This window comes from Rhodococcus sp. Chr-9, assembly GCF_000801125.1.
GTDB lineage: Bacteria > Actinomycetota > Actinomycetes > Mycobacteriales > Mycobacteriaceae > Rhodococcus > Rhodococcus pyridinivorans.
On the sequence record NZ_JTIZ01000071.1, the window covers coordinates 149,116 to 166,330 of the forward strand.

The following is a 17,215-nucleotide window of genomic DNA, read 5'->3' on the forward strand; positions in this document are numbered from 1 at the left end:
GCGTCACGCAGCGCCGAGAACCAGATTCGTCATCACCCGCACACCCACGGCCAGCGCCCGCTCGTCGAGATCGAAGGTGGGCTGGTGGATGTCGAGTTCGGGCCCGACCCCCGGCCACACCCCGAGCCGCCCCATGGCGCCGGGGACGTGTTCGAGATACCACGAGAAGTCTTCTCCCCCACCGGATTGTGGGGTGTCCGCGAGGGCGTCGGGGCCGGTCGCGCGGATCGCGTCCTCGAACATGCGCGCCGACACCTCGTCGTTGACCACCGGCGGCACGCCGCGGCGATAGTTCAGTTCGTAGCTGACACCGGTGGGCGCGAGCAGACCGTGCACGATCTCGCGGACCATCGGTTCGAGCAGCTGCCAGGTGTCGTGGTCGCCGGTGCGGACGGTGCCCGCGAGCATGCCGGTGCGCGGGATCGCGTTCGGTGCCTTGCCGGCGCTGACCGCACCCCACACCATGACGGTGCCGGTGCGCGGATCGATGCGACGGCTGAGCATGCCGGGAAGACCCGTGATGACGGCACCGAGGCCGTAGACGAGATCGCCGGTCAGGTGCGGCCGGGAGGTGTGCCCACCGGGTGAGTCGAGGACGAGTTCGACAGTGTCGGCCGCCGAGGTGATCGCCCCGACCCGCATACCGACCTTGCCCGCCTCGAGACGCGGGTCGCAGTGCAAGGCGAAGATTCGCGCGACCCCGTCGAGTCCGCCCGCCGCGACGACGTCGAGCGCCCCGCCCGGCATGACCTCCTCCGCGGGCTGGAAGACCAGCCGGACACCGATCGGCAATTCGGGCATCGAGGCCAGCGCCAGACCTGCACCGAGCACGACGGTGGTGTGGGCGTCGTGCCCACACACGTGCGAGACACCGGGGACGGTGGATTCGAACGGCAGGCCGGTGGCCTCCTGCATCGGCAGGGCGTCCATGTCTGCACGCAGGGCGATGCGCGGTCCGCCGGTCGGACCGAGATCGCAGATCAGGCCGGTGCCGCGAGGCAGGACCTTCGGCTCCAGTCCGGCCGCGCGCAGGTGCTTCGCGACGAACTCGGTGGTGGCGTACTCCTGCCGGGCGAGTTCGGGATTCGCATGGATGTGACGGCGCCAGAGCGAGAGGTCCTCGGTGTGGCGGTCCAACCACTTCTCGACGTAGGGGTTCATCGACGGCCGGCCTGTTCGAGGAGCCGTGCCCGGTGGACCGGATCGGTCGCCGCGCGTACGGCGGTCGCTGCGAGCGCACGCGCTCCGTCGAGTACTGCCCGATCGGCGGACTCGGTGACACACGCGGCCGCGAATGCAGCCTGATGTGTCACCGCGCCACCGGAGTCGAGTCCGATGACCGGATGGATTCCCGGCACCACGTTCGTCACGTTTCCCATGTCGGTACTGCCCAGGGGGCGCGCTCCTTCCTCCTCGACGGGCAGCGGTCGGCGCCCGAGATCGATGATCTCCTCACGATATGCCTGCACCAGCCACGGATCGGGAGTGAGTTCGGTATAGGTCGGCGAGACCGTCCGGATCCGGTGGTTGCATCCGGTGGCCAGCGCCCCGGCGGCGAAGCAGTTGCGTGCGCGGTCGACGAGGTCGTCGAGGAGTTCGCTCGTCCCGGCCCGCAGGTAGTACAGCAGTTCGGTGTGGCTGGGCACGATGTTCGGTGCCGTCCCGCCCTGCGCGACGATGCCGTGGATCTGTTGCCCGGGATGCAGGTGCTGCCGCAGCAGTCCGACCGCGACCTGGGCGACGGTCGCAGCGTCGGCAGCGTTGAGCCCGTATTCGGGGGCCGCGGAGGCGTGCGCCTCGCGGCCGTCGTACTCGACGGCGATGTCGGCGAGGGCGAGCGACGTCGCCCCGGTGATGTCGAACGGGCCGGGATGCACCATCATCGCCGCACCGACGCCGTCGAAGACGCCGCGTTCGAGCATGAGGACCTTGCCGCCGCCGGTTTCCTCCGCGGGGGTTCCGACGACGCGGACGGTCACGTCGAGTTCGTCGGCGAGCGCAGCGAGACCGATCCCGGCGCCCACGGCCGACGCCGCGATGATGTTGTGGCCGCACGCGTGCCCGATGCCCGGCAGTGCGTCGTACTCGGCGCAGAACGCGAGGACGAGTTCGCCGCTGCCGAACCGCGCATCGAAGGCGGTGGGCAGGTCGGCGATGCCGGTGGTGACCTCGAAATCGTGGTCGCGCAGCACCTCGACGATCTTCGCGGCGCTCCGGTGTTCCTCGAACGCGAGTTCCGGTTCGGCGTGGATGGAATGCGACAGGCCGACGAGGGTGTCGGAAGCAGCCTCGATCGCCGTGGCGTAGTCGGTCGTCACGGGGTCCAGTCTGTCATGCTCACCGCGTCCCGATCGATCGGCGCGTACGACCGGTTCGTCGACTTCGCGGCGGGGCGATCAGCCGAACCGGAAGTTCGACGCGTCGGTCCGGATCTCCAGTGCCGAGATCAGCGGCGCGTGCAGACCGCGCTTGATGCCCGACAGATTCGGCCCGCGGGTGGCGGTGAGCGCCGCTGCGCGCTCGACCGCCGTTGAGAGCACGGCGTCACCGGTGACGGCCTGCTCGGCGATGCCCGCGGCCACGGCGTCCTCACCGCCGTAGCGACGGCCGGTGGTGATGGCCTCGACCGCCGTCTGGATCGGCAGGCGGGAACGGATCAGCGCGGACATCCCGACGGTGAACGGCATGTTCAGCTGCACCTCGGGCAGACACCAGTAGCCGCGGTCGCCGCGCATCACCCGGAAGTCGTGCACGAGCGCGAGCATCGCGCCGGCACCGAAGGCGTGCCCCTGCACGGCCGCGACCGTCGCCGCCGGGAAGGTGAGCAGCCGCACATAGAGGGCGTGGACGGAGTCCAGATAGCCCGGCAGATCCGGCAGGTTCGCGCCGACCCAGTCGATGTCGAGTCCGTTGCTCCAGAACTTTCCGGTCGCCGCGGTCACGAGGGCGGCGGGTCCGTCGTGCGCTTCCACCTCGTCGAGGAGGGAGTGGATCGCGGCGAGACGATCGGGGNTCGGAGACCTCCGCGTCACGGTCACCGAGATGCAGGACGAAGACGTCGCCGTCACGTTCGAGGTAAGGCATGCGCGTCAGCATACCGCGCCTACTTACCCACGAGTAACAAGCTGTGAGCGATTAGGGTCCGATGCCATGGGAGAACCCGATCACGTCTTCGACCCCACCGCGGCCGCCGACGCCGCAGCCGCCGCTCTCGCCGAACGGACGGGGGTCGCCGAACACTCCGTCGCCGTCGTCCTCGGGTCCGGCTGGCGGGCCGCAGTCGAGAGTTTCGGCATCCCCGTCGCCACGATCCCGATGAGCGAGCTGCCCGGCTTCGCACCGCCGACGGCGGCAGGGCATGCCGGTAACATCCACTCCGTGCGCGCCGGTGACAACGCCGTCCTCGTCCTCGCCGGCCGCATCCACGCCTACGAGGGGCACGACCTCGCCCGCGTCGTCCATCCCGTGCGCACGGCAGTCGCAGCGGGTGCCCGCACCGTCGTCCTCACCAATGCGGCGGGCGGCATCGATCCCGAGTTCTCCGTGGGACAACCGGTTCTCATCTCGGACCACCTCAATCTCACCGGTCGCTCGCCGCTGGTGGGTGCCCAGTTCGTCGACCTCGTCGACGCCTACTCGCCGGATCTTCGTGCACTCGCCTGCGAGATCGATCCGTCGCTGCGCGAAGGGGTCTACGCCGGTCTGCCCGGGCCGCACTACGAGACCCCGGCGGAGATCCGGATGCTGCGCACCCTCGGCGCCGACCTCGTCGGCATGTCCACGGTCCACGAGACCATCGCGGCGCGCGCGGCCGGAGCGCGCGTGCTCGCGGTCTCGCTGGTGACCAACGCCGCGGCCGGCATCACCGGCGCTCCCCTCGACCACACCGAGGTACTGGCCGCGGGTCGTGCGGCCGCGACCCGGATGGGCGATCTTCTGCGCGATCTGGCGGCCCGGCTGTGACGCTGCGATTCGGCACCGCGGGGTTGCGCGGCCCGGTCGGCGACGGACCGGACTGCATGAACGTACCCGTCGTCGTCCGCACCACCGCCGGACTCGCGGCGTGGCTCGAGGCGAACGGGCAGGGCGACGGTACCGTCGTCGTCGGCCGCGACGCCCGTACGGGCTCAGCGGAATTCCACACCGCCGCGGCAGAGGTTCTCGCCGCGGCCGGCTTCGAGGTCGTCGCGTTCGGAGAGCCGCTCCCCACCCCGGTGACCGCCTTCGCGGTACGGGCGCTGGGCGCCGTTGCGGGCGTGCAGATCACGGCATCGCACAATCCTGCCGCCGACAACGGGTACAAGGTCTATCTCGCCGACGGAGCGCAACTGGCCGCACCCGCCGATCGGGAGATCGAAACGGCGATCGACGCCGTCGGTTCCGCCGCGGACGTGCCCCGGATGCCGGTCGCGCCGTCGGGTGACGACCTCGTCGACCGCTATCTCGCCCGGGTCGCGTCGCTCCCCCGCTCACCGCACCGAGGCATGCGCATCGCCCTGACGGCACTGCACGGTGTCGGCGGCGAGACGGCAGTCGCGGCCCTGCGTTCCGCGGGATTCGACGACATCCACGTCGTGGCGTCCCAGTTCGCACCCGACCCGGCGTTTCCCACCGTCGCCTTCCCCAACCCCGAGGAACCGGGCGCAACAGAGGCTCTGCTCGCGCTGGCGGCCGAGGTCGACGCCGACATCGCCCTGGCGCTCGATCCCGATGCCGATCGTTGCGCCGTCGGTGTCCCGGGCCCGCGGGGATGGACGATGCTGCGCGGCGACGAGACCGGGGTCCTGCTCGGCGACCGGATCCTCGCGTCGTCACCGCCCGGCTCACTGGTCGCGACCACCATTGTCTCGTCGACCATGCTGGGGCGACTCGCGACCGCACGCGGCGCGCGATATGCGCAGACGCTCACGGGTTTCAAGTGGCTCGCCCGCGCCGGTGACGGCCTCGTCTACGCGTACGAGGAGGCGATCGGGCACTGCGTCGATCCGGACGCTGTGCGCGACAAGGACGGCATCGCGACCGCCGTAATGGTCGCCGACTACGCGGCCGATTTGAAGCAGGCCGGCCGGACACTGCTCGACGCACTCGACGACCTGCATCGCGAACTCGGTGTCCACGTCGGCGATCAGGTGTCGATCCGCGTCGACGACCTGCAGCGCATCGGCACCGTGATGACGCGACTGCGTGCGGAGCCGCCGACGACCCTCGCGGGTCTGGAGGTGACCGCGACCGATCTCGCCGAGAGCCCGGGACCGATGCACACCGACGCTCTCGTCTTCGAGAGTCGCGAGGACGTCGCGGGCGGGCCGAGGGTGCGCGTGGTGGTGCGCCCCTCGGGCACCGAACCGAAGCTCAAGGTCTACCTGGAGGTGGTCACGGAGCGGGACCGCCCGGCGGCGGAAGCGATACTCGACGCCCTGCGCGGATGGGCGGCCTCGCTCGGTGACGAGAACCCCTGACCCGGCCGGATCCGGCCGGGCCAGGACCCGATTCGATCAGACCTGCTGCTGCAATCAAACCTGCTGCGGCACACCGTAAGTGACGACGGTGTTCCGGTCGGCGGTGACAGCCTTCAGGTACGGACGGATCATCACCGGCCCGATGGCTCCCGAGACCGAGCCGTGCACGCCGGCGATCCGGATGGTCGTCGAGCTGCCGTCGAACTCGAAGCCCTCGACGATCGGGACGGACGTGATGCCGCCCGGCTCGAGCGGGATCTCGATCTCCTGGGACGGGATGATGTCGCCGCTGAGCGAACCACCCGCCTCCAGGCCGAGATCGAGCGAGGCACCACCTTCGTTGTCGAGCGAGAGGCCGATGGCCGCACCGTTGTCCACACCCCAGGACAGGCTCGGAGTGATGACGGTGACCGTCGCCCCCGGCAGCGCGACCGGGTAGCCGACCTGGAAACCGACCTCCACCGCCGTCCCGACGAAGTTCGCCGCATTCGGACCGGTGATCCGAACGGTAGCAATCTCGTCGTGGAAGAACTCGACACTCAGCGGTGAGCTGTCGAGCGGCGGCACCGACTGTGTCGAGGTGTCGGCCTGGATCACTTAGATCGCGTGCCCTCCGTCCAACGGGAGGATACGCGAGTTGTCGACAGCAGCCGCAGCCGTGCCGTGACTCGTCACTGCGGCGAGGACGGCGACCGCGCCCACCGAAGCCGCTCTGACACTTCCACGAATCAGATTGCGGGAGAAGATTCTTGCCATTCCGCCGACCCCATCTCCGGCTGTACCTACGCAGTGGACTTCACACGGAGCACACCGAGCGTAAGAAGAAATCGAGACCTGCGGGTTGTTTTTCGATAACGAGATGACTGCGGTCGGGTGTCACATCCGTATCGTCAGTCACACGAGTAACACACGACGCGCGGTTTATCGCGGCCCGAACTGCCTGTCCCCCGCATCGCCGAGACCCGGCACGATGTACTTGTTCTCGTTGAGACCTTCATCGACCGACGCCGTGACCAACCGGACCGGATGACCCGAGGCAGCAAGGGCCTCGACGCCCTGCGGCGCCGCGACCACACAGATCGCGGTGATATCCGTGGCACCGCGCTGGGCGAGGATGTCGAGGGTGTGCACCATCGACCCCCCGGTCGCGAGCATCGGGTCGAGCACGAAGACGGGAAGACCCGACAGGTCCTCCGGCAACGACTCCAGATAGGGCACCGGCTCGAAGGTCTTCTCGTCACGAGCGAGACCGACGAAACCGACCTGCGCCTGGGGAATCAGGGCGTGGGCCTGTTCGACCATGCCGAGGCCGGCGCGAAGAACCGGGACGAGCAGCGGAGGCTGCTGCAACCGTACCCCCGTCGTCACCGCGACCGGCGTCTTGACGTCGAACGTCTCGGTGGGCGCATCGCGCACCGCCTCGTAGACGAGCATCTGGGTGAGCCGCCTCAACGCGTGCCGGAAGGCAGCGTTGTCGCTGCGTTCGTCGCGAAGGATGGTCAGGAGCGAAGCAGCGAGCGGATGGTCGACGACGAGCGAATCCATGTCCGAAGGATAGAACGACGGAACCGATCGGCAGTCGGGTGCGTCGAACCAGGCAGGGACGGAACCCTCCGAAGGTGCCGAATCCCACATCAACGACGCGAGAGGCGACGAGGTGACCGAGAACTCCGGTAGGGACGCGATACGGATCGACACGAGTGCCGTCGGGAGGTTCGGCGACGACGCCGTCGAACTCGCCGCGCGCCTGCACGAGGCCGCCGAACGGACACGGCACGGCGACCCCTCGACGCTGAGCGCCGCACTGGGTCCGATCGGGGCACCCGTGCTCGCCGCTCTCACCGCGACCCACTCCGCGCACGTGCGCGATCTCGGCCGGCTCGGCGACCTGCTCGGCGGAATGGGAGACGCCGCGAAGGCCTCCGCGGCCGCCTACGAGCACACCACCGACGACACCGCCGCACGACTCGACTCCGTCGTGGAGTCACTGTGATCGGAGGGGATCTGCTCGTCGCTCCGCTGACCGGCCTGCTCGACGCGTTCGGCACCGCGCTGCCACCCGGCGTCGATCCGGGCGAGATGGTGCGCATCGGTGCGCAGTGGGCCGAGGAGGTACATGCGACCGGGCGCGACGCTGTCGCCGAGCTCGCCTGGGCCTGGGGTGGCCCGGCCGCCTCGCAGGCGATCGCGAGTGCCGAGCAGGTCCTCGCCGACGTCCTCGCGGCGGCCGATCGTGGGTCGGCACTGGCCGGGATCGCGCTCGAGGCGACCGTCACGGTGGTCACCGGTGCGGCCGAGATCGCTCGCCTCGTCGACTCGTTCGTCACCTTCGCCGAGCAGGCCGCACCCGCGACGTCGCTTCCACAGGGGCAGCTCGCGCTCCTCGCAGTGGCGATCGACCACCTCGTCGCCGGGCTGGACGTGCTGACACAGGTGACCGGAACGCTCGCGGAGCTGACCGATCGGGCGTCCGCACTCCTTCCACCCGAGCCCTCCGCTCCCCCGATCGACTCCGGCCACCATCCCGGCCCCGACCCGGCCGGCGACGAGCCACGTTCGCTCCACACCTTCGGTGGAGGGCTCTCGACGGGCGTGGAGGTGCGGCTTCCGGACGGCAGCGTCAGCCTGGCACCGAACGAGACCGCTGCGGCAGCGGTGCGTCACGCCCTCGCCCAGCAGGGCACCCCGTACGTGTGGGGCGGCACGAGTCCCGGCTCCGGCCTCGACTGCAGCGGACTGACGCAGTACGCCTACGCGCAGGCCGGGGTCGAACTGCCGCGGTTGGCCCACGAACAGGACGTCGGCACACGGGTGGATCCTGCGGCCGCCCTGCCCGGAGACCTCGTCGTGTGGGACGGGCACGTGGCGATGGTGGTGGGCAACGGCCTCATGGTCGAGGCGGGCGACCCCGTCTCCGTGACGCCGATGCGCACCAGCAACGGTGGAATGGCCTTCCACGGTGTCTACCGCCCGACCGCCGGCTGATTCCGGAGAATCTCCGCACCGGGCGGGAACCGGCCGGACTCGCGCTGCGTCCAACCCGATATGGACAGCACAACGACGGAACCGATCACGGCCACCGCCCACAACCGGGCCGGGACGATCTCGGTGCGCACGACGGACGGTGGACTACCCGTGGACCTTCGCATCGACCCCCGCGAGTTACGTTACGGAGCACGGCAACTGGCCGATCAGATCCTCGCCCTGAACCGGCAGGCCGCTCTCGAGGCCGCGGTGGTCCGCGGCGAACGCCTCGCCGCCGAAGGTGTCCCCCGCGAGATCCTCGACCGGATGCGGCTGCCGTCCCGCGCCGACCTGGCGGACGGACCGACCGATCGTCGTGGAAGTCTCGTTCGATGAGCGAACCGATGGTGGAGGCGATCGTCGACCGAGCCCACGTCCGGCTCGATGCGCTCGAACGCACGGTGGAGAGGCTCGGCGCGGTCCGGGGCACCGCGAGCAGTCCCGACGGACGCGTGACCGCCCGTGTGGACGGTTCGGGAGCGCTCGAAGGACTCGAGCTGGCCGAGCCGATCGGCGGCACCGACCCCCGCGAACTGGCCGCGGTGATTCTCGCGACCGTGCACGACGCCGCACGGCAGGCCGCTGCCGCGCGCGTCTCCGCGATGGACGAGCTCCGCGCGGCCCTCGACGCGAGCGACGCCGGTCCGGTCGCCGTCGGTCACCACCCGGTCACCGTCGGCGACCGTCCGGTAACGCGATGAAACCGATAGCGAGCCGCCCCCGGCTATATTCTCGGCGCCGACATGGCTAGGCTTCGCGCCATGGCTGGAGACATCGTCCCGATCGAGCTCGGTCTCACCGACGGCAACCTCGTGACGCTCTGGGCGCCGCGCTGGCGCGAAGGCGACGACGAGTGGGAGGCATTCCTCGGCCACGGCGACGATCTGTACGCCTTCCCGTCGGTCCCCGAGCTCGTCGCGTTCGTGCGTTCGGCTGCCGACAACGACCTCGTCGAGCACGAGGCGTGGCCGATCGTGTCCAAGCTTGCGGCCTCGGAGTTCGAACCCGACGAACCGCACACCTACGACCTCGTCGGCGTCCCCGAACTCGTGGCCGACGATCCGGATCCCGTGTCGGTGTCCGAGCTGCAGGACACCTTCGACATCGTGAGCATCCTCGGCGACGTCTGCGATCTCGACGTCGTGACGAAGTTCTTCGAACGCGAGGAGATCGACCTCCTGTTGCAGCACGGTGTCTCGGCCTTCCGCACGCGTGAGGGCCTCGACCTGTGGAATCGCGTCGGGACCGCGGTCGCGCAGGATTGGGACGGCGTGATCGACGCGCTCGACGCCGTGATCTCCACTCCCGACGTCGATGCTGCCGTGGTCGCCGAGATCGAATCCGAGCTCGTCGCGGTCGACGAGAACGAGGTCGAGGCCGACGACACGGTCGAGGACGTCGACGCCGACGACGAGTACGAGTTCATCGACACCGATGACGAGGACGACGGCTACGAGTTCTGGGCCCGGGTCGGCATCGATCCCGTCCGGATCATCACGACCGACGGCACCTGGTACTCGCTGCGGTGCTACGTGAACGACGACGCCGTCTTCCTCGGCCACGACGGCACGATCGACGTCTTCCCGTCCGAGCGCGCGCTGGCCCGCCACCTCGCCGACAACCACGACCACGACCTCGCGACGCTCGAGCCGTACACGGAGATCCAGCTCGCCGCCGTCGACGGATCGCTCGACGTGACGGTCACCGACGACAACGTCTATGTGCTCACCGGGATCGCCGACGACATCGCTCAGGGTGTTGCGGCCGTCGACCCCGACCAGCTCGAACTCGCGGTCGAGTTGTTCGTCGACGCAGCGAACTTCGCGGACGATGACTCGACGGAGGCCGCGCTCGCCGCGTCCACGGAACTCGGCTGGTTCGTCAACCACGTGATCGAACCCGACTCGGGACGCACGGCACCCAAGCCGCCGTTCGACACCGAATCCCTCGCCTGGCGCGAGCTCGAGCGCGAGTTCGAAGCGCGACTGCGTCGGCACTGACGCGCGTCGCGTCGGGTCGGCACTGACGGCAGCTCCACTTGGGCACTCCGGCGCGCGAAGTGGTCACAAGAGCGCGTTGTAACGCGCTCCGATGACCATTTCCCGCCCCGCGCACCCATAGAGGTATCTGCGGGTCGCGGTCTCTACCCGACGAGGACGGCGTATCCAGGCTTGATGACGTCGTCGATCAGTTCCAGTCGCTGGTCGAACGGGAGGAAGGCCGACTTCATCGCGTTGATCGTGAACCGTTCGAGGTCGACCCAGCTGTAGTCGAAGGTCTCGACGAGCCGCACCATCTCCTGCGTCATCGTGGTGTCGCTCATCAACCGGTTGTCGGTGTTGACGGTGACGCGGAAGCGCAGGCGGGCCAGCAGGTCGAAGGGATGCTCGGCGAGCGTGCGCACCGCGCCGGTCTGCACGTTCGACGACGGGCACAGTTCGAGGGGGATGCGCTTGTCGCGGATGTAGTTCGCGAGCCGGCCCAGAGTGGCGGTTCCGTCGTCGTGCACTTCGATGTCGTCGACGATGCGCACACCGTGGCCGAGTCTGTCGGTGCCGCAGAAGGCGACCGCTTCGTGGATGGACGGGAGCCCGAACGCCTCACCGGCGTGGATCGTGAAGTGCGCGTTGGCCGCGCGGGTGTACTCGAAGGCGTCGAGATGACGGCTGGGCGGGTTGCCCGCTTCGGCGCCGGCGATGTCGAATCCCGCCACGCCGCGGTCCCGGAAGCGCACGGCGAGTTCGGCGATCTCCAACGAGCGTGCAGCGTGCCGCATCGCAGTGAGCAGGCAGCGCACCCGGATGCGACGACCACCGGCGGCCACCTCCGATTCCCCGGCTCGGAAGCCTTCGAGGACGCGCTCGACGACCTCGTCCAGAGACAGTCCCTTCTCCAGGTGCTGCTCGGGCGCGAACCGCACCTCGGCGTACACCACGCCGTCGTCGGCGAGGTCGAGGACGCACTCGCGTGCGACGCGTTCGAGTCCTTCTGCCGTCTGCATCACGGCGACGGTGTGCTCGAAGGTCTCGAGATAGCGCTCGAGCGACCCACTGTCGGCGGATTCGCGGAACCAGCGGGCGAGATCCGCTTCGGTGTCCGCGGGCAACGACCACCCGCACGCGTCCGCGAGTTCGAGGACCGTCCGGGGACGGAGTCCGCCGTCCAGGTGATCGTGTAGGACCACTTTGGGTGCGGTGCGAACGAGTTCGGGAGTCAGACGGCCGTTCATGATCGGGACGGTAGTCGGCGGCGGCCGGTTCCGCTCGGTCTCCGGCCACCGAGCCCCTACGCCCGGATCCGTTCGATCACGAGCGGCTGCCGAACGGGGGCCGTGTCGGAGATTCGGACACCGCCGCGGAGGGCGGCGAGCGCGTCGGGGATACGTCCCGGGGTGTCGGTGTGCAGCGTCGCGATCGGCTGCCCCGCGCGGACGCGATCACCGAGGACCGCGTGCAGTTCGATACCGGCCCCGGGCTGCACGTCCTGACCCTGCCGTTCGCGACCGGCTCCGAGCCGCCAGGCGGCGATACCGACCTTGTACGCGTCGAGTTCGGAGACCACCCCGTCCGCGTCGGCGTGGAAGGTCTCGGTGTGGGTCGCGACCGGCAACGGCGCCGCGGGGTCGCCGCCCTGGGCGGCGATCATCGCGTTCCACCGGTCCATTGCGGTGCCGTCGCGCAGTCGGTCGGCGGGATCGACATCGTCGACACCGGCGGCGGCGAGCATCTCGCGGGCCAGGGCCAGGGTCAGCTCGACGACGTCGTCGGGTCCGCCGCCGGCGAGCACCTCGACGGCCTCCCGGACCTCGAGCGCGTTGCCCGCCGTGCGCCCGAGCGGGCTGTCCATGCGGGTGAGCAGGGCCGTCGTGGGCAGCCCTTCGTCGGTGCCGAGTTCGACCATGGTGCGCGCCAGCTCGCGGGCCTCGCCGAGTTCCTTCATGAAGGCGCCGCTGCCGACCTTCACATCGAGGACGAGGGCTCCGGTGCCCTCGGCGATCTTCTTGCTCATGATCGAGCTGGCGATGAGCGGGATCGACTCGACGGTCCCGGTGACGTCGCGCAGCGCGTAGAGCTTGCGGTCGGCGGGGGCGAGATCGGCACTCGCCGCGCACACGACCGCACCGACGGCCGGGTCGCTGAGGATCTCGGCGATCTCCGCGGTGGTCAGATCGGCCTTCCAGCCGGGGATCGCCTCGAGCTTGTCCAGGGTGCCGCCGGTGTGACCGAGACCGCGGCCCGACAATTGCGGGACCGCGACGCCGCAGGCCGCGACGAGCGGTGCGAGCGGCAGTGTGATCTTGTCCCCCACACCGCCTGTCGAGTGTTTGTCGACGGTGCGCAGGCCGAGAGCGGAGAAATCGAGACGACGACCGGAGTCGATCATGGCGGTGGTCCAGCGTGCTGTCTCGGCCCGACTCATGCCGCGGAACCAGACTGCCATCGCCAGGGCCGACATCTGGGCGTCGGAGACGATCCCGTGGGTGAACGCCTCGATGACCCAGTCGATCTCGGCGCCGGAGAGCTCGTGTCCGTCGCGCTTGCGGCGGATGACGGTGACGATGTCAGGCACGGCGGTCCTCGTTCTCCCGCACGGCCGCCAGATCGTCGGGGCCGAACGCGTCGGGGAGGAGCTCGCAGAGGCGACGCGGGCCACCCTGGGCGTCGACCTCGAGATCGGGACCGCCGTGTTCGAGGAGCACCTGCCGACACCGGCCGCACGGGGTCAGGACGTGGCCTCGGGAGTCGCAGACGGCGACGGCCCGCAGACGCCCTCCACCCTGGGCGAACAAGTTACCGACGAGTACACATTCGGCACACAGCCCCAGTCCGTGTGAGACATTTTCCACATTGCACCCGAGGACCATCCGACCGTCGACGGTGAGGCCGGCAGCCCCCACCGGGAACCCGGAGTAGGGGGCGTAGGCTCGACCCATCACCTCATGTGCTTTGGCGCGCAACATTTTCCAGTCGATGTCCGGCATGGTTCCCCATCCTGTCACGGTGGCGTGGACGACGGTAGGCGACCCCCACTGCGCCAGATCACAGTTGGAAAGGCAAACCTAACTTCGCTTTTGGGGCCTGTACGAATGGCGCAGGAGATTGGTTCCCGAGTTTGGGATGGGTCTAGAGTCGATCCAAGTCGGTTCAGGTTCACGTCGGGCCCGTACTGCGGAATCCCCCACAGGTAGGAGCAGCTCGACGCGTCCACCATTGACGTTGGAGGCACAGCACTCGATGAGCAGCACGACTGAAGCCGCCCCCGCAAAGGCGGGGCGCACACGGTCGCTTTACCGGGGAGACCCCGGCATGTGGTCCTGGGTATTGCACCGGATCACGGGCGTGGCGACATTCTTCTTCCTTTTCGTCCACGTCCTCGACACCGCACTCGTCCGGGTCAACCCCGAGACCTACGACGCGGTGATCGATACGTACAAGAACCCGATCGTCGGCCTCATGGAGCTCGGCCTGGTCGCGATGGTCCTGTACCACGCACTCAACGGCCTGCGGGTCATGCTCGTGGACTTCTGGTCGAAGGGCCCGAAGTACCAGCGCGTGATGCTCTGGACGATCCTCGCGATCTGGTTCGTGGTGATGATCCCCGCGGCCGTTCGCATCCTCTTCAACACGTTTGCGGGGCACTGACATGACCGAAGCGAAGACTCTGGGTAAGGAATACGACCGGCCCGCAGGCCTCGACAACCCGCGCACGCCGCGGCGTGCCGCGAAGAACAACTTCGAGCTCTACGCCTGGTTGTTCATGCGCCTGTCCGGCCTGGCCCTGATCATCCTGGTCCTCGGTCACCTCTTCATCATGCTGATGCTCGATGACGGCGTGCACCGCATCAACTTCGCGTTCGTCGCAGGCCGCTGGTCCAGCCCGTTCTGGCAGTTCTGGGACCTGTCGATGCTGTGGCTCGCACAGCTCCACGGCGGTAACGGTCTGCGCACCGTCATCGCGGACTACGCACGTAAGGACTCCACCCGGTTCTGGCTCAACACGATCCTCGTCGTGTCGATGATCCTGATCATGGGCCTGGGCACCTACGTGATCTTCACCTTCGACCCGAACATCACGGCGAGCTAGGGGAGCCGAACCTTCATGCAGGAACATCGTTACGACGTAGTCATCGTCGGCGCCGGCGGCGCCGGCATGCGTGCGGCCATCGAAGCCGGCCCGCGTGCGCGCACCGCAGTGCTCACGAAGCTCTACCCCACCCGCAGCCACACCGGCGCCGCTCAGGGTGGCATGTGCGCCGCCCTCGCGAACGTCGAAGAGGACAACTGGGAGTGGCACACCTTCGACACCGTCAAGGGTGGCGACTACCTGGTCGACCAGGACGCTGCGGAGATCATGGCCAAGGAGGCCATCGACGCCGTTCTCGACCTCGAGAAGATGGGTCTTCCGTTCAACCGGACGCCCGAGGGCAAGATCGACCAGCGTCGCTTCGGTGGTCACACCCGCGACCACGGTAAGGCCCCGGTCCGTCGCGCGTGCTACGCCGCCGACCGCACCGGCCACATGATTCTGCAGACGCTGTACCAGAACTGCGTCAAGCACGACGTCGAGTTCTTCAACGAGTTCTACGCGCTCGACATCACCCTCACCGAGACCGAGAACGGTCCCGTCGCGACGGGTGTCGTCGCGTACGAGCTCGCGACCGGCGAGATCCACGTCTTCCACGCCAAGGCCATCGTCTTCGCGACGGGCGGCTCGGGCCGTATGTACAAGACGACGTCGAACGCCCACACCCTCACCGGTGACGGCCTCGGCATCATCTTCCGCAAGGGCCTGCCGCTCGAGGACATGGAGTTCCACCAGTTCCATCCGACGGGCCTGGCCGGTCTCGGCATCCTCATCTCGGAGGCCGTGCGTGGCGAGGGCGGCATCCTCCGCAATGCCGACGGCGAGCGGTTCATGGAGCGCTACGCCCCCACCATCAAGGACCTCGCGCCCCGCGACATCGTCGCCCGCTCGATGGTGCTCGAGGTGCTCGAGGGTCGCGGCGCCGGACCGAACAAGGATTACGTCTACATCGACGTGACCCACCTCGGCGAGGACGTCCTCGAGGAGAAGCTCCCCGACATCACCGAGTTCTCCCGCACCTACCTCGGTGTCGACCCCGTCACCGAGCTCGTGCCCGTGTTCCCGACCTGCCACTACGTCATGGGCGGTATCCCGACCAACGTCGACGGCGAGGTCCTCCGCGACAACGAGAACGTCGTGCCCGGCCTGTACGCGGCCGGCGAGTGCGCGTGCGTGTCCGTCCACGGCGCCAACCGTCTCGGCACCAACTCGCTGCTCGACATCAACGTCTTCGGTCGTCGCGCCGGCATCGCCGCCGCGGAGTACGCCAACAGCACGAAGCACGTCGAGATGCCCGAGCAGCCGACGAAGTACGTCGACGACTGGCTCGATCTGATCCTGCACCAGGGCGGCAAGGAGCGGGTGGCCGACATCCGCACCGAGCTGCAGCAGACGATGGACAACAACGCGTCGGTGTTCCGCACCGAGGAGACGTTGACGCAGGCGCTCAACGACATCCACGAGCTGAAGAAGCGCTACAAGGAGATCACGGTCCACGACAAGGGCAAGCGCTACAACAGCGACCTGCTCGAGGCGCTGGAGCTCGGCTTCCTCCTCGAGATGGCCGAGGTCACCGTCGTCGGCGCGCTGAACCGCAAGGAATCGCGTGGCGGACACGCCCGCGAGGACTACCCGAAGCGCGACGACGAGAACTTCCTCAAGCACACCATGGCGTACAAGGTGGGCGAGGAACTGATCTCCGACATTCGCCTGGACTACAAGCCGGTGGTCCAGACCCGGTACGAGCCCATGGAGCGTAAGTACTGATGACAACCATCGAGAAGACCGACACGGGCGCGTCGACACTGCCACCCGTGCCCGAGGGCGCGACGATGGTCACCCTCAAGATCGCCCGGTTCAACCCGGAGGACGACAAGGGTCAGCACTGGGATTCGTTCCAGGTGCCGGCGCTGCCGTCCGACCGTCTGCTCAACCTGTTGGGCTACGTCAAGGGTTACCTCGACGGCACGCTCACCTTCCGTCGCAGCTGCGCCCACGGCGTGTGCGGCTCGGACGCGATGCGTGTCAACGGCGTCAACCGTCTCGCCTGCAAGATCCTCATGAAGGACATGCTGGACAAGAACGGCAAGGACGTCACGATCACGATCGAGCCGATCCGTGGCCTTCCGGTCGAGAAGGACCTCGTCGTCGACATGGAACCCTTCTTCGACGCCTACCGCGCCGTGAAGCCGTTCCTCATCGCCTCCGGCAACGAGCCGACCCGCGAGCGTATCCAGTCGCAGGCCGACCGTGCCCGGTTCGACGACACCACCAAGTGCATCCTGTGCGCGTGCTGCACCACCTCGTGCCCGGTGTACTGGAGCGACGGCAGCTACTTCGGTCCCGCCGCGATCGTCAACGCGCACCGGTTCATCTTCGATTCGCGTGACGAGGGTGCCTCCGAGCGGCTGGACATCCTCAACGACAAGGAAGGCGTGTGGCGCTGCCGCACCACCTTCAACTGCACCGACGCGTGCCCCCGTGGCATCCAGGTGACGAAGGCGATCCAGGAGGTCAAGCGCGCGCTCATGTTCGCTCGCTGATCACCTCGCACGACAGCAGGTCCGTCCCTTCGGGGACGGGCCTGCTGTCGTCGGTGCCCACTCCGCTGTGCCCACTCCGCTGTGCCCACTCCGCTGCGCCCACTC

At 68.5% G+C, this 17,215-nt stretch carries 18 protein-coding genes and 1 pseudogene; 11 read left to right on the plus strand and 8 right to left on the minus strand.

The genetic code is table 11. The annotated features are described in order from the left end of the window. Positions 1-3: 3 nt before the first annotated feature. The 3 genes from QR64_RS08210 to QR64_RS08220 all read right to left on the minus strand — a co-directional run. Positions 4-1,161 (minus strand): M20 family metallopeptidase, encoded by a 1,158-nt coding sequence (locus tag QR64_RS08210; RefSeq protein ID WP_006550147.1) that lies wholly within the window; start codon positions 1,159-1,161, stop codon positions 4-6. Continuing rightward, positions 1,158-2,318, minus strand: coding sequence for a M20 family metallopeptidase (locus QR64_RS08215; protein ID WP_006550146.1), 1,161 nt, complete (start codon positions 2,316-2,318; stop codon positions 1,158-1,160). The genes QR64_RS08210 and QR64_RS08215 overlap by 4 nt, the downstream gene beginning before the upstream one ends. A 78-nt stretch (positions 2,319-2,396) precedes the next feature. Then, positions 2,397-3,012: enoyl-CoA hydratase/isomerase family protein (locus tag QR64_RS08220; protein ID WP_235367055.1), on the minus strand; the 616-nt coding region annotated here is incomplete at its 5' end. Between the two features lie 138 nt (positions 3,013-3,150). On the opposite strand from QR64_RS08220, the gene QR64_RS08225 reads away from it, so the two are divergent. Together QR64_RS08225 and QR64_RS08230 are read left to right on the plus strand one after the other, a co-directional pair. Continuing rightward, positions 3,151-3,963 carry a purine-nucleoside phosphorylase gene (locus tag QR64_RS08225; protein WP_006550143.1) on the plus strand — a complete coding sequence of 271 codons (813 nt, stop codon included), beginning with the start codon at positions 3,151-3,153 and terminating at the stop codon, positions 3,961-3,963. After that, on the plus strand, positions 3,960-5,459 hold the full coding sequence (locus QR64_RS08230) for a phospho-sugar mutase (RefSeq protein WP_052227243.1): 1,500 nt from the start codon (positions 3,960-3,962) through the stop codon (positions 5,457-5,459). Before QR64_RS08225 ends, QR64_RS08230 begins: the two co-directional genes overlap by 4 nt. A gap of 54 nt (positions 5,460-5,513) precedes the next feature. Here the strand turns inward: QR64_RS08230 and QR64_RS08235 are convergent. Beyond that, positions 5,514-6,161: pseudogene (locus QR64_RS08235) on the minus strand (MspA family porin). A gap of 219 nt (positions 6,162-6,380) precedes the next feature. Next, the gene (gene upp / locus QR64_RS08240) at positions 6,381-7,004 is read right to left on the minus strand and encodes a uracil phosphoribosyltransferase (RefSeq protein ID WP_024101551.1); all 624 of its coding nucleotides are present in this window, start codon (positions 7,002-7,004) and stop codon (positions 6,381-6,383) included. 112 nt (positions 7,005-7,116) lie between these two features. Between upp and QR64_RS08245 the strand changes: the two genes are divergently transcribed. Genes QR64_RS08245 through QR64_RS08265 form a run of 5 tightly spaced genes read left to right on the plus strand, consistent with a single transcriptional unit; the run spans position 7,117 to position 10,483 of the window. Beyond that, positions 7,117-7,452, plus strand: coding sequence for a type VII secretion target (locus QR64_RS08245; protein ID WP_006550137.1), 336 nt, complete (start codon positions 7,117-7,119; stop codon positions 7,450-7,452). Further along, a complete protein-coding gene (locus QR64_RS08250; protein WP_039584839.1) occupies positions 7,449-8,444 on the plus strand; it encodes a C40 family peptidase in 996 nt (331 codons plus the stop codon). Before QR64_RS08245 ends, QR64_RS08250 begins: the two co-directional genes overlap by 4 nt. A 60-nt stretch (positions 8,445-8,504) precedes the next feature. After that, positions 8,505-8,819 carry a hypothetical protein gene (locus tag QR64_RS08255; protein WP_006550134.1) on the plus strand — a complete coding sequence of 105 codons (315 nt, stop codon included), beginning with the start codon at positions 8,505-8,507 and terminating at the stop codon, positions 8,817-8,819. Next, complete coding sequence (locus QR64_RS08260; protein ID WP_006550133.1) at positions 8,816-9,184, plus strand: YbaB/EbfC family nucleoid-associated protein; 369 nt, start codon at positions 8,816-8,818, stop codon at positions 9,182-9,184. The genes QR64_RS08255 and QR64_RS08260 overlap by 4 nt, the downstream gene beginning before the upstream one ends. Before the next feature lie 60 nt (positions 9,185-9,244). After that, positions 9,245-10,483: a hypothetical protein gene (locus QR64_RS08265; RefSeq protein ID WP_039584840.1), complete on the plus strand. Its 1,239-nt coding sequence runs from the start codon at positions 9,245-9,247 to the stop codon at positions 10,481-10,483. 143 nt (positions 10,484-10,626) lie between these two features. Here the strand turns inward: QR64_RS08265 and QR64_RS08270 are convergent, their stop codons facing one another. The 3 genes from QR64_RS08270 to QR64_RS08280 are packed head-to-tail and all read right to left on the minus strand — an operon-like array spanning position 10,627 to position 13,464. After that, positions 10,627-11,712, minus strand: a complete 1,086-nt coding sequence (locus tag QR64_RS08270) for an adenosine deaminase (protein ID WP_006550131.1) — start codon at positions 11,710-11,712, stop codon at positions 10,627-10,629. 56 nt (positions 11,713-11,768) lie between these two features. Continuing rightward, positions 11,769-13,052, minus strand: coding sequence for a thymidine phosphorylase (locus QR64_RS08275; protein WP_039584841.1), 1,284 nt, complete (start codon positions 13,050-13,052; stop codon positions 11,769-11,771). Then, complete coding sequence (locus tag QR64_RS08280) at positions 13,045-13,464, minus strand: cytidine deaminase (protein WP_006550129.1); 420 nt, start codon at positions 13,462-13,464, stop codon at positions 13,045-13,047. The genes QR64_RS08275 and QR64_RS08280 overlap by 8 nt, the downstream gene beginning before the upstream one ends. Before the next feature lie 253 nt (positions 13,465-13,717). On the opposite strand from QR64_RS08280, the gene sdhC reads away from it, so the two are divergent. Genes sdhC through QR64_RS08300 form a run of 4 tightly spaced genes read left to right on the plus strand, consistent with a single transcriptional unit; the run spans position 13,718 to position 17,110 of the window. Beyond that, positions 13,718-14,125 (plus strand): succinate dehydrogenase, cytochrome b556 subunit, encoded by a 408-nt coding sequence (sdhC, locus tag QR64_RS08285; RefSeq protein WP_071935442.1) that lies wholly within the window; start codon positions 13,718-13,720, stop codon positions 14,123-14,125. A 1-nt stretch (position 14,126) separates the two neighbouring features. After that, on the plus strand, positions 14,127-14,567 hold the full coding sequence (locus QR64_RS08290) for a succinate dehydrogenase hydrophobic membrane anchor subunit (RefSeq protein ID WP_006550127.1): 441 nt from the start codon (positions 14,127-14,129) through the stop codon (positions 14,565-14,567). A gap of 15 nt (positions 14,568-14,582) precedes the next feature. Next, positions 14,583-16,334, plus strand: a complete 1,752-nt coding sequence (gene sdhA / locus QR64_RS08295; RefSeq protein WP_024101557.1) for a succinate dehydrogenase flavoprotein subunit — start codon at positions 14,583-14,585, stop codon at positions 16,332-16,334. Then, positions 16,334-17,110 carry a succinate dehydrogenase iron-sulfur subunit gene (locus tag QR64_RS08300; protein WP_006550125.1) on the plus strand — a complete coding sequence of 259 codons (777 nt, stop codon included), beginning with the start codon at positions 16,334-16,336 and terminating at the stop codon, positions 17,108-17,110. Before sdhA ends, QR64_RS08300 begins: the two co-directional genes overlap by 1 nt. Positions 17,111-17,215 lie beyond the last annotated feature (105 nt).

Bases quoted from the DNA above. Each gene is read 5' to 3' on its own strand.
- QR64_RS08255 (WP_006550134.1), top strand. From the start codon at position 8,505: ATGGACAGCACAACGACGGAACCGATCACGGCCACCGCCCACAACCGG.
- QR64_RS08300 (WP_006550125.1), top strand. From the start codon at position 16,334: ATGACAACCATCGAGAAGACCGACACGGGCGCGTCGACACTGCCACCC.
- sdhA (WP_024101557.1), top strand. From the start codon at position 14,583: ATGCAGGAACATCGTTACGACGTAGTCATCGTCGGCGCCGGCGGCGCC.
- upp (WP_024101551.1), bottom strand. From the start codon at position 7,004: ATGGATTCGCTCGTCGTCGACCATCCGCTCGCTGCTTCGCTCCTGACC.
- QR64_RS08280 (WP_006550129.1), bottom strand. From the start codon at position 13,464: ATGCCGGACATCGACTGGAAAATGTTGCGCGCCAAAGCACATGAGGTG.
- QR64_RS08210 (WP_006550147.1), bottom strand. From the start codon at position 1,161: ATGAACCCCTACGTCGAGAAGTGGTTGGACCGCCACACCGAGGACCTC.
- QR64_RS08260 (WP_006550133.1), top strand. From the start codon at position 8,816: ATGAGCGAACCGATGGTGGAGGCGATCGTCGACCGAGCCCACGTCCGG.
- QR64_RS08265 (WP_039584840.1), top strand. From the start codon at position 9,245: ATGGCTGGAGACATCGTCCCGATCGAGCTCGGTCTCACCGACGGCAAC.
- QR64_RS08270 (WP_006550131.1), bottom strand. From the start codon at position 11,712: ATGAACGGCCGTCTGACTCCCGAACTCGTTCGCACCGCACCCAAAGTG.
- QR64_RS08290 (WP_006550127.1), top strand. From the start codon at position 14,127: ATGACCGAAGCGAAGACTCTGGGTAAGGAATACGACCGGCCCGCAGGC.
- sdhC (WP_071935442.1), top strand. From the start codon at position 13,718: ATGAGCAGCACGACTGAAGCCGCCCCCGCAAAGGCGGGGCGCACACGG.
- QR64_RS08225 (WP_006550143.1), top strand. From the start codon at position 3,151: ATGGGAGAACCCGATCACGTCTTCGACCCCACCGCGGCCGCCGACGCC.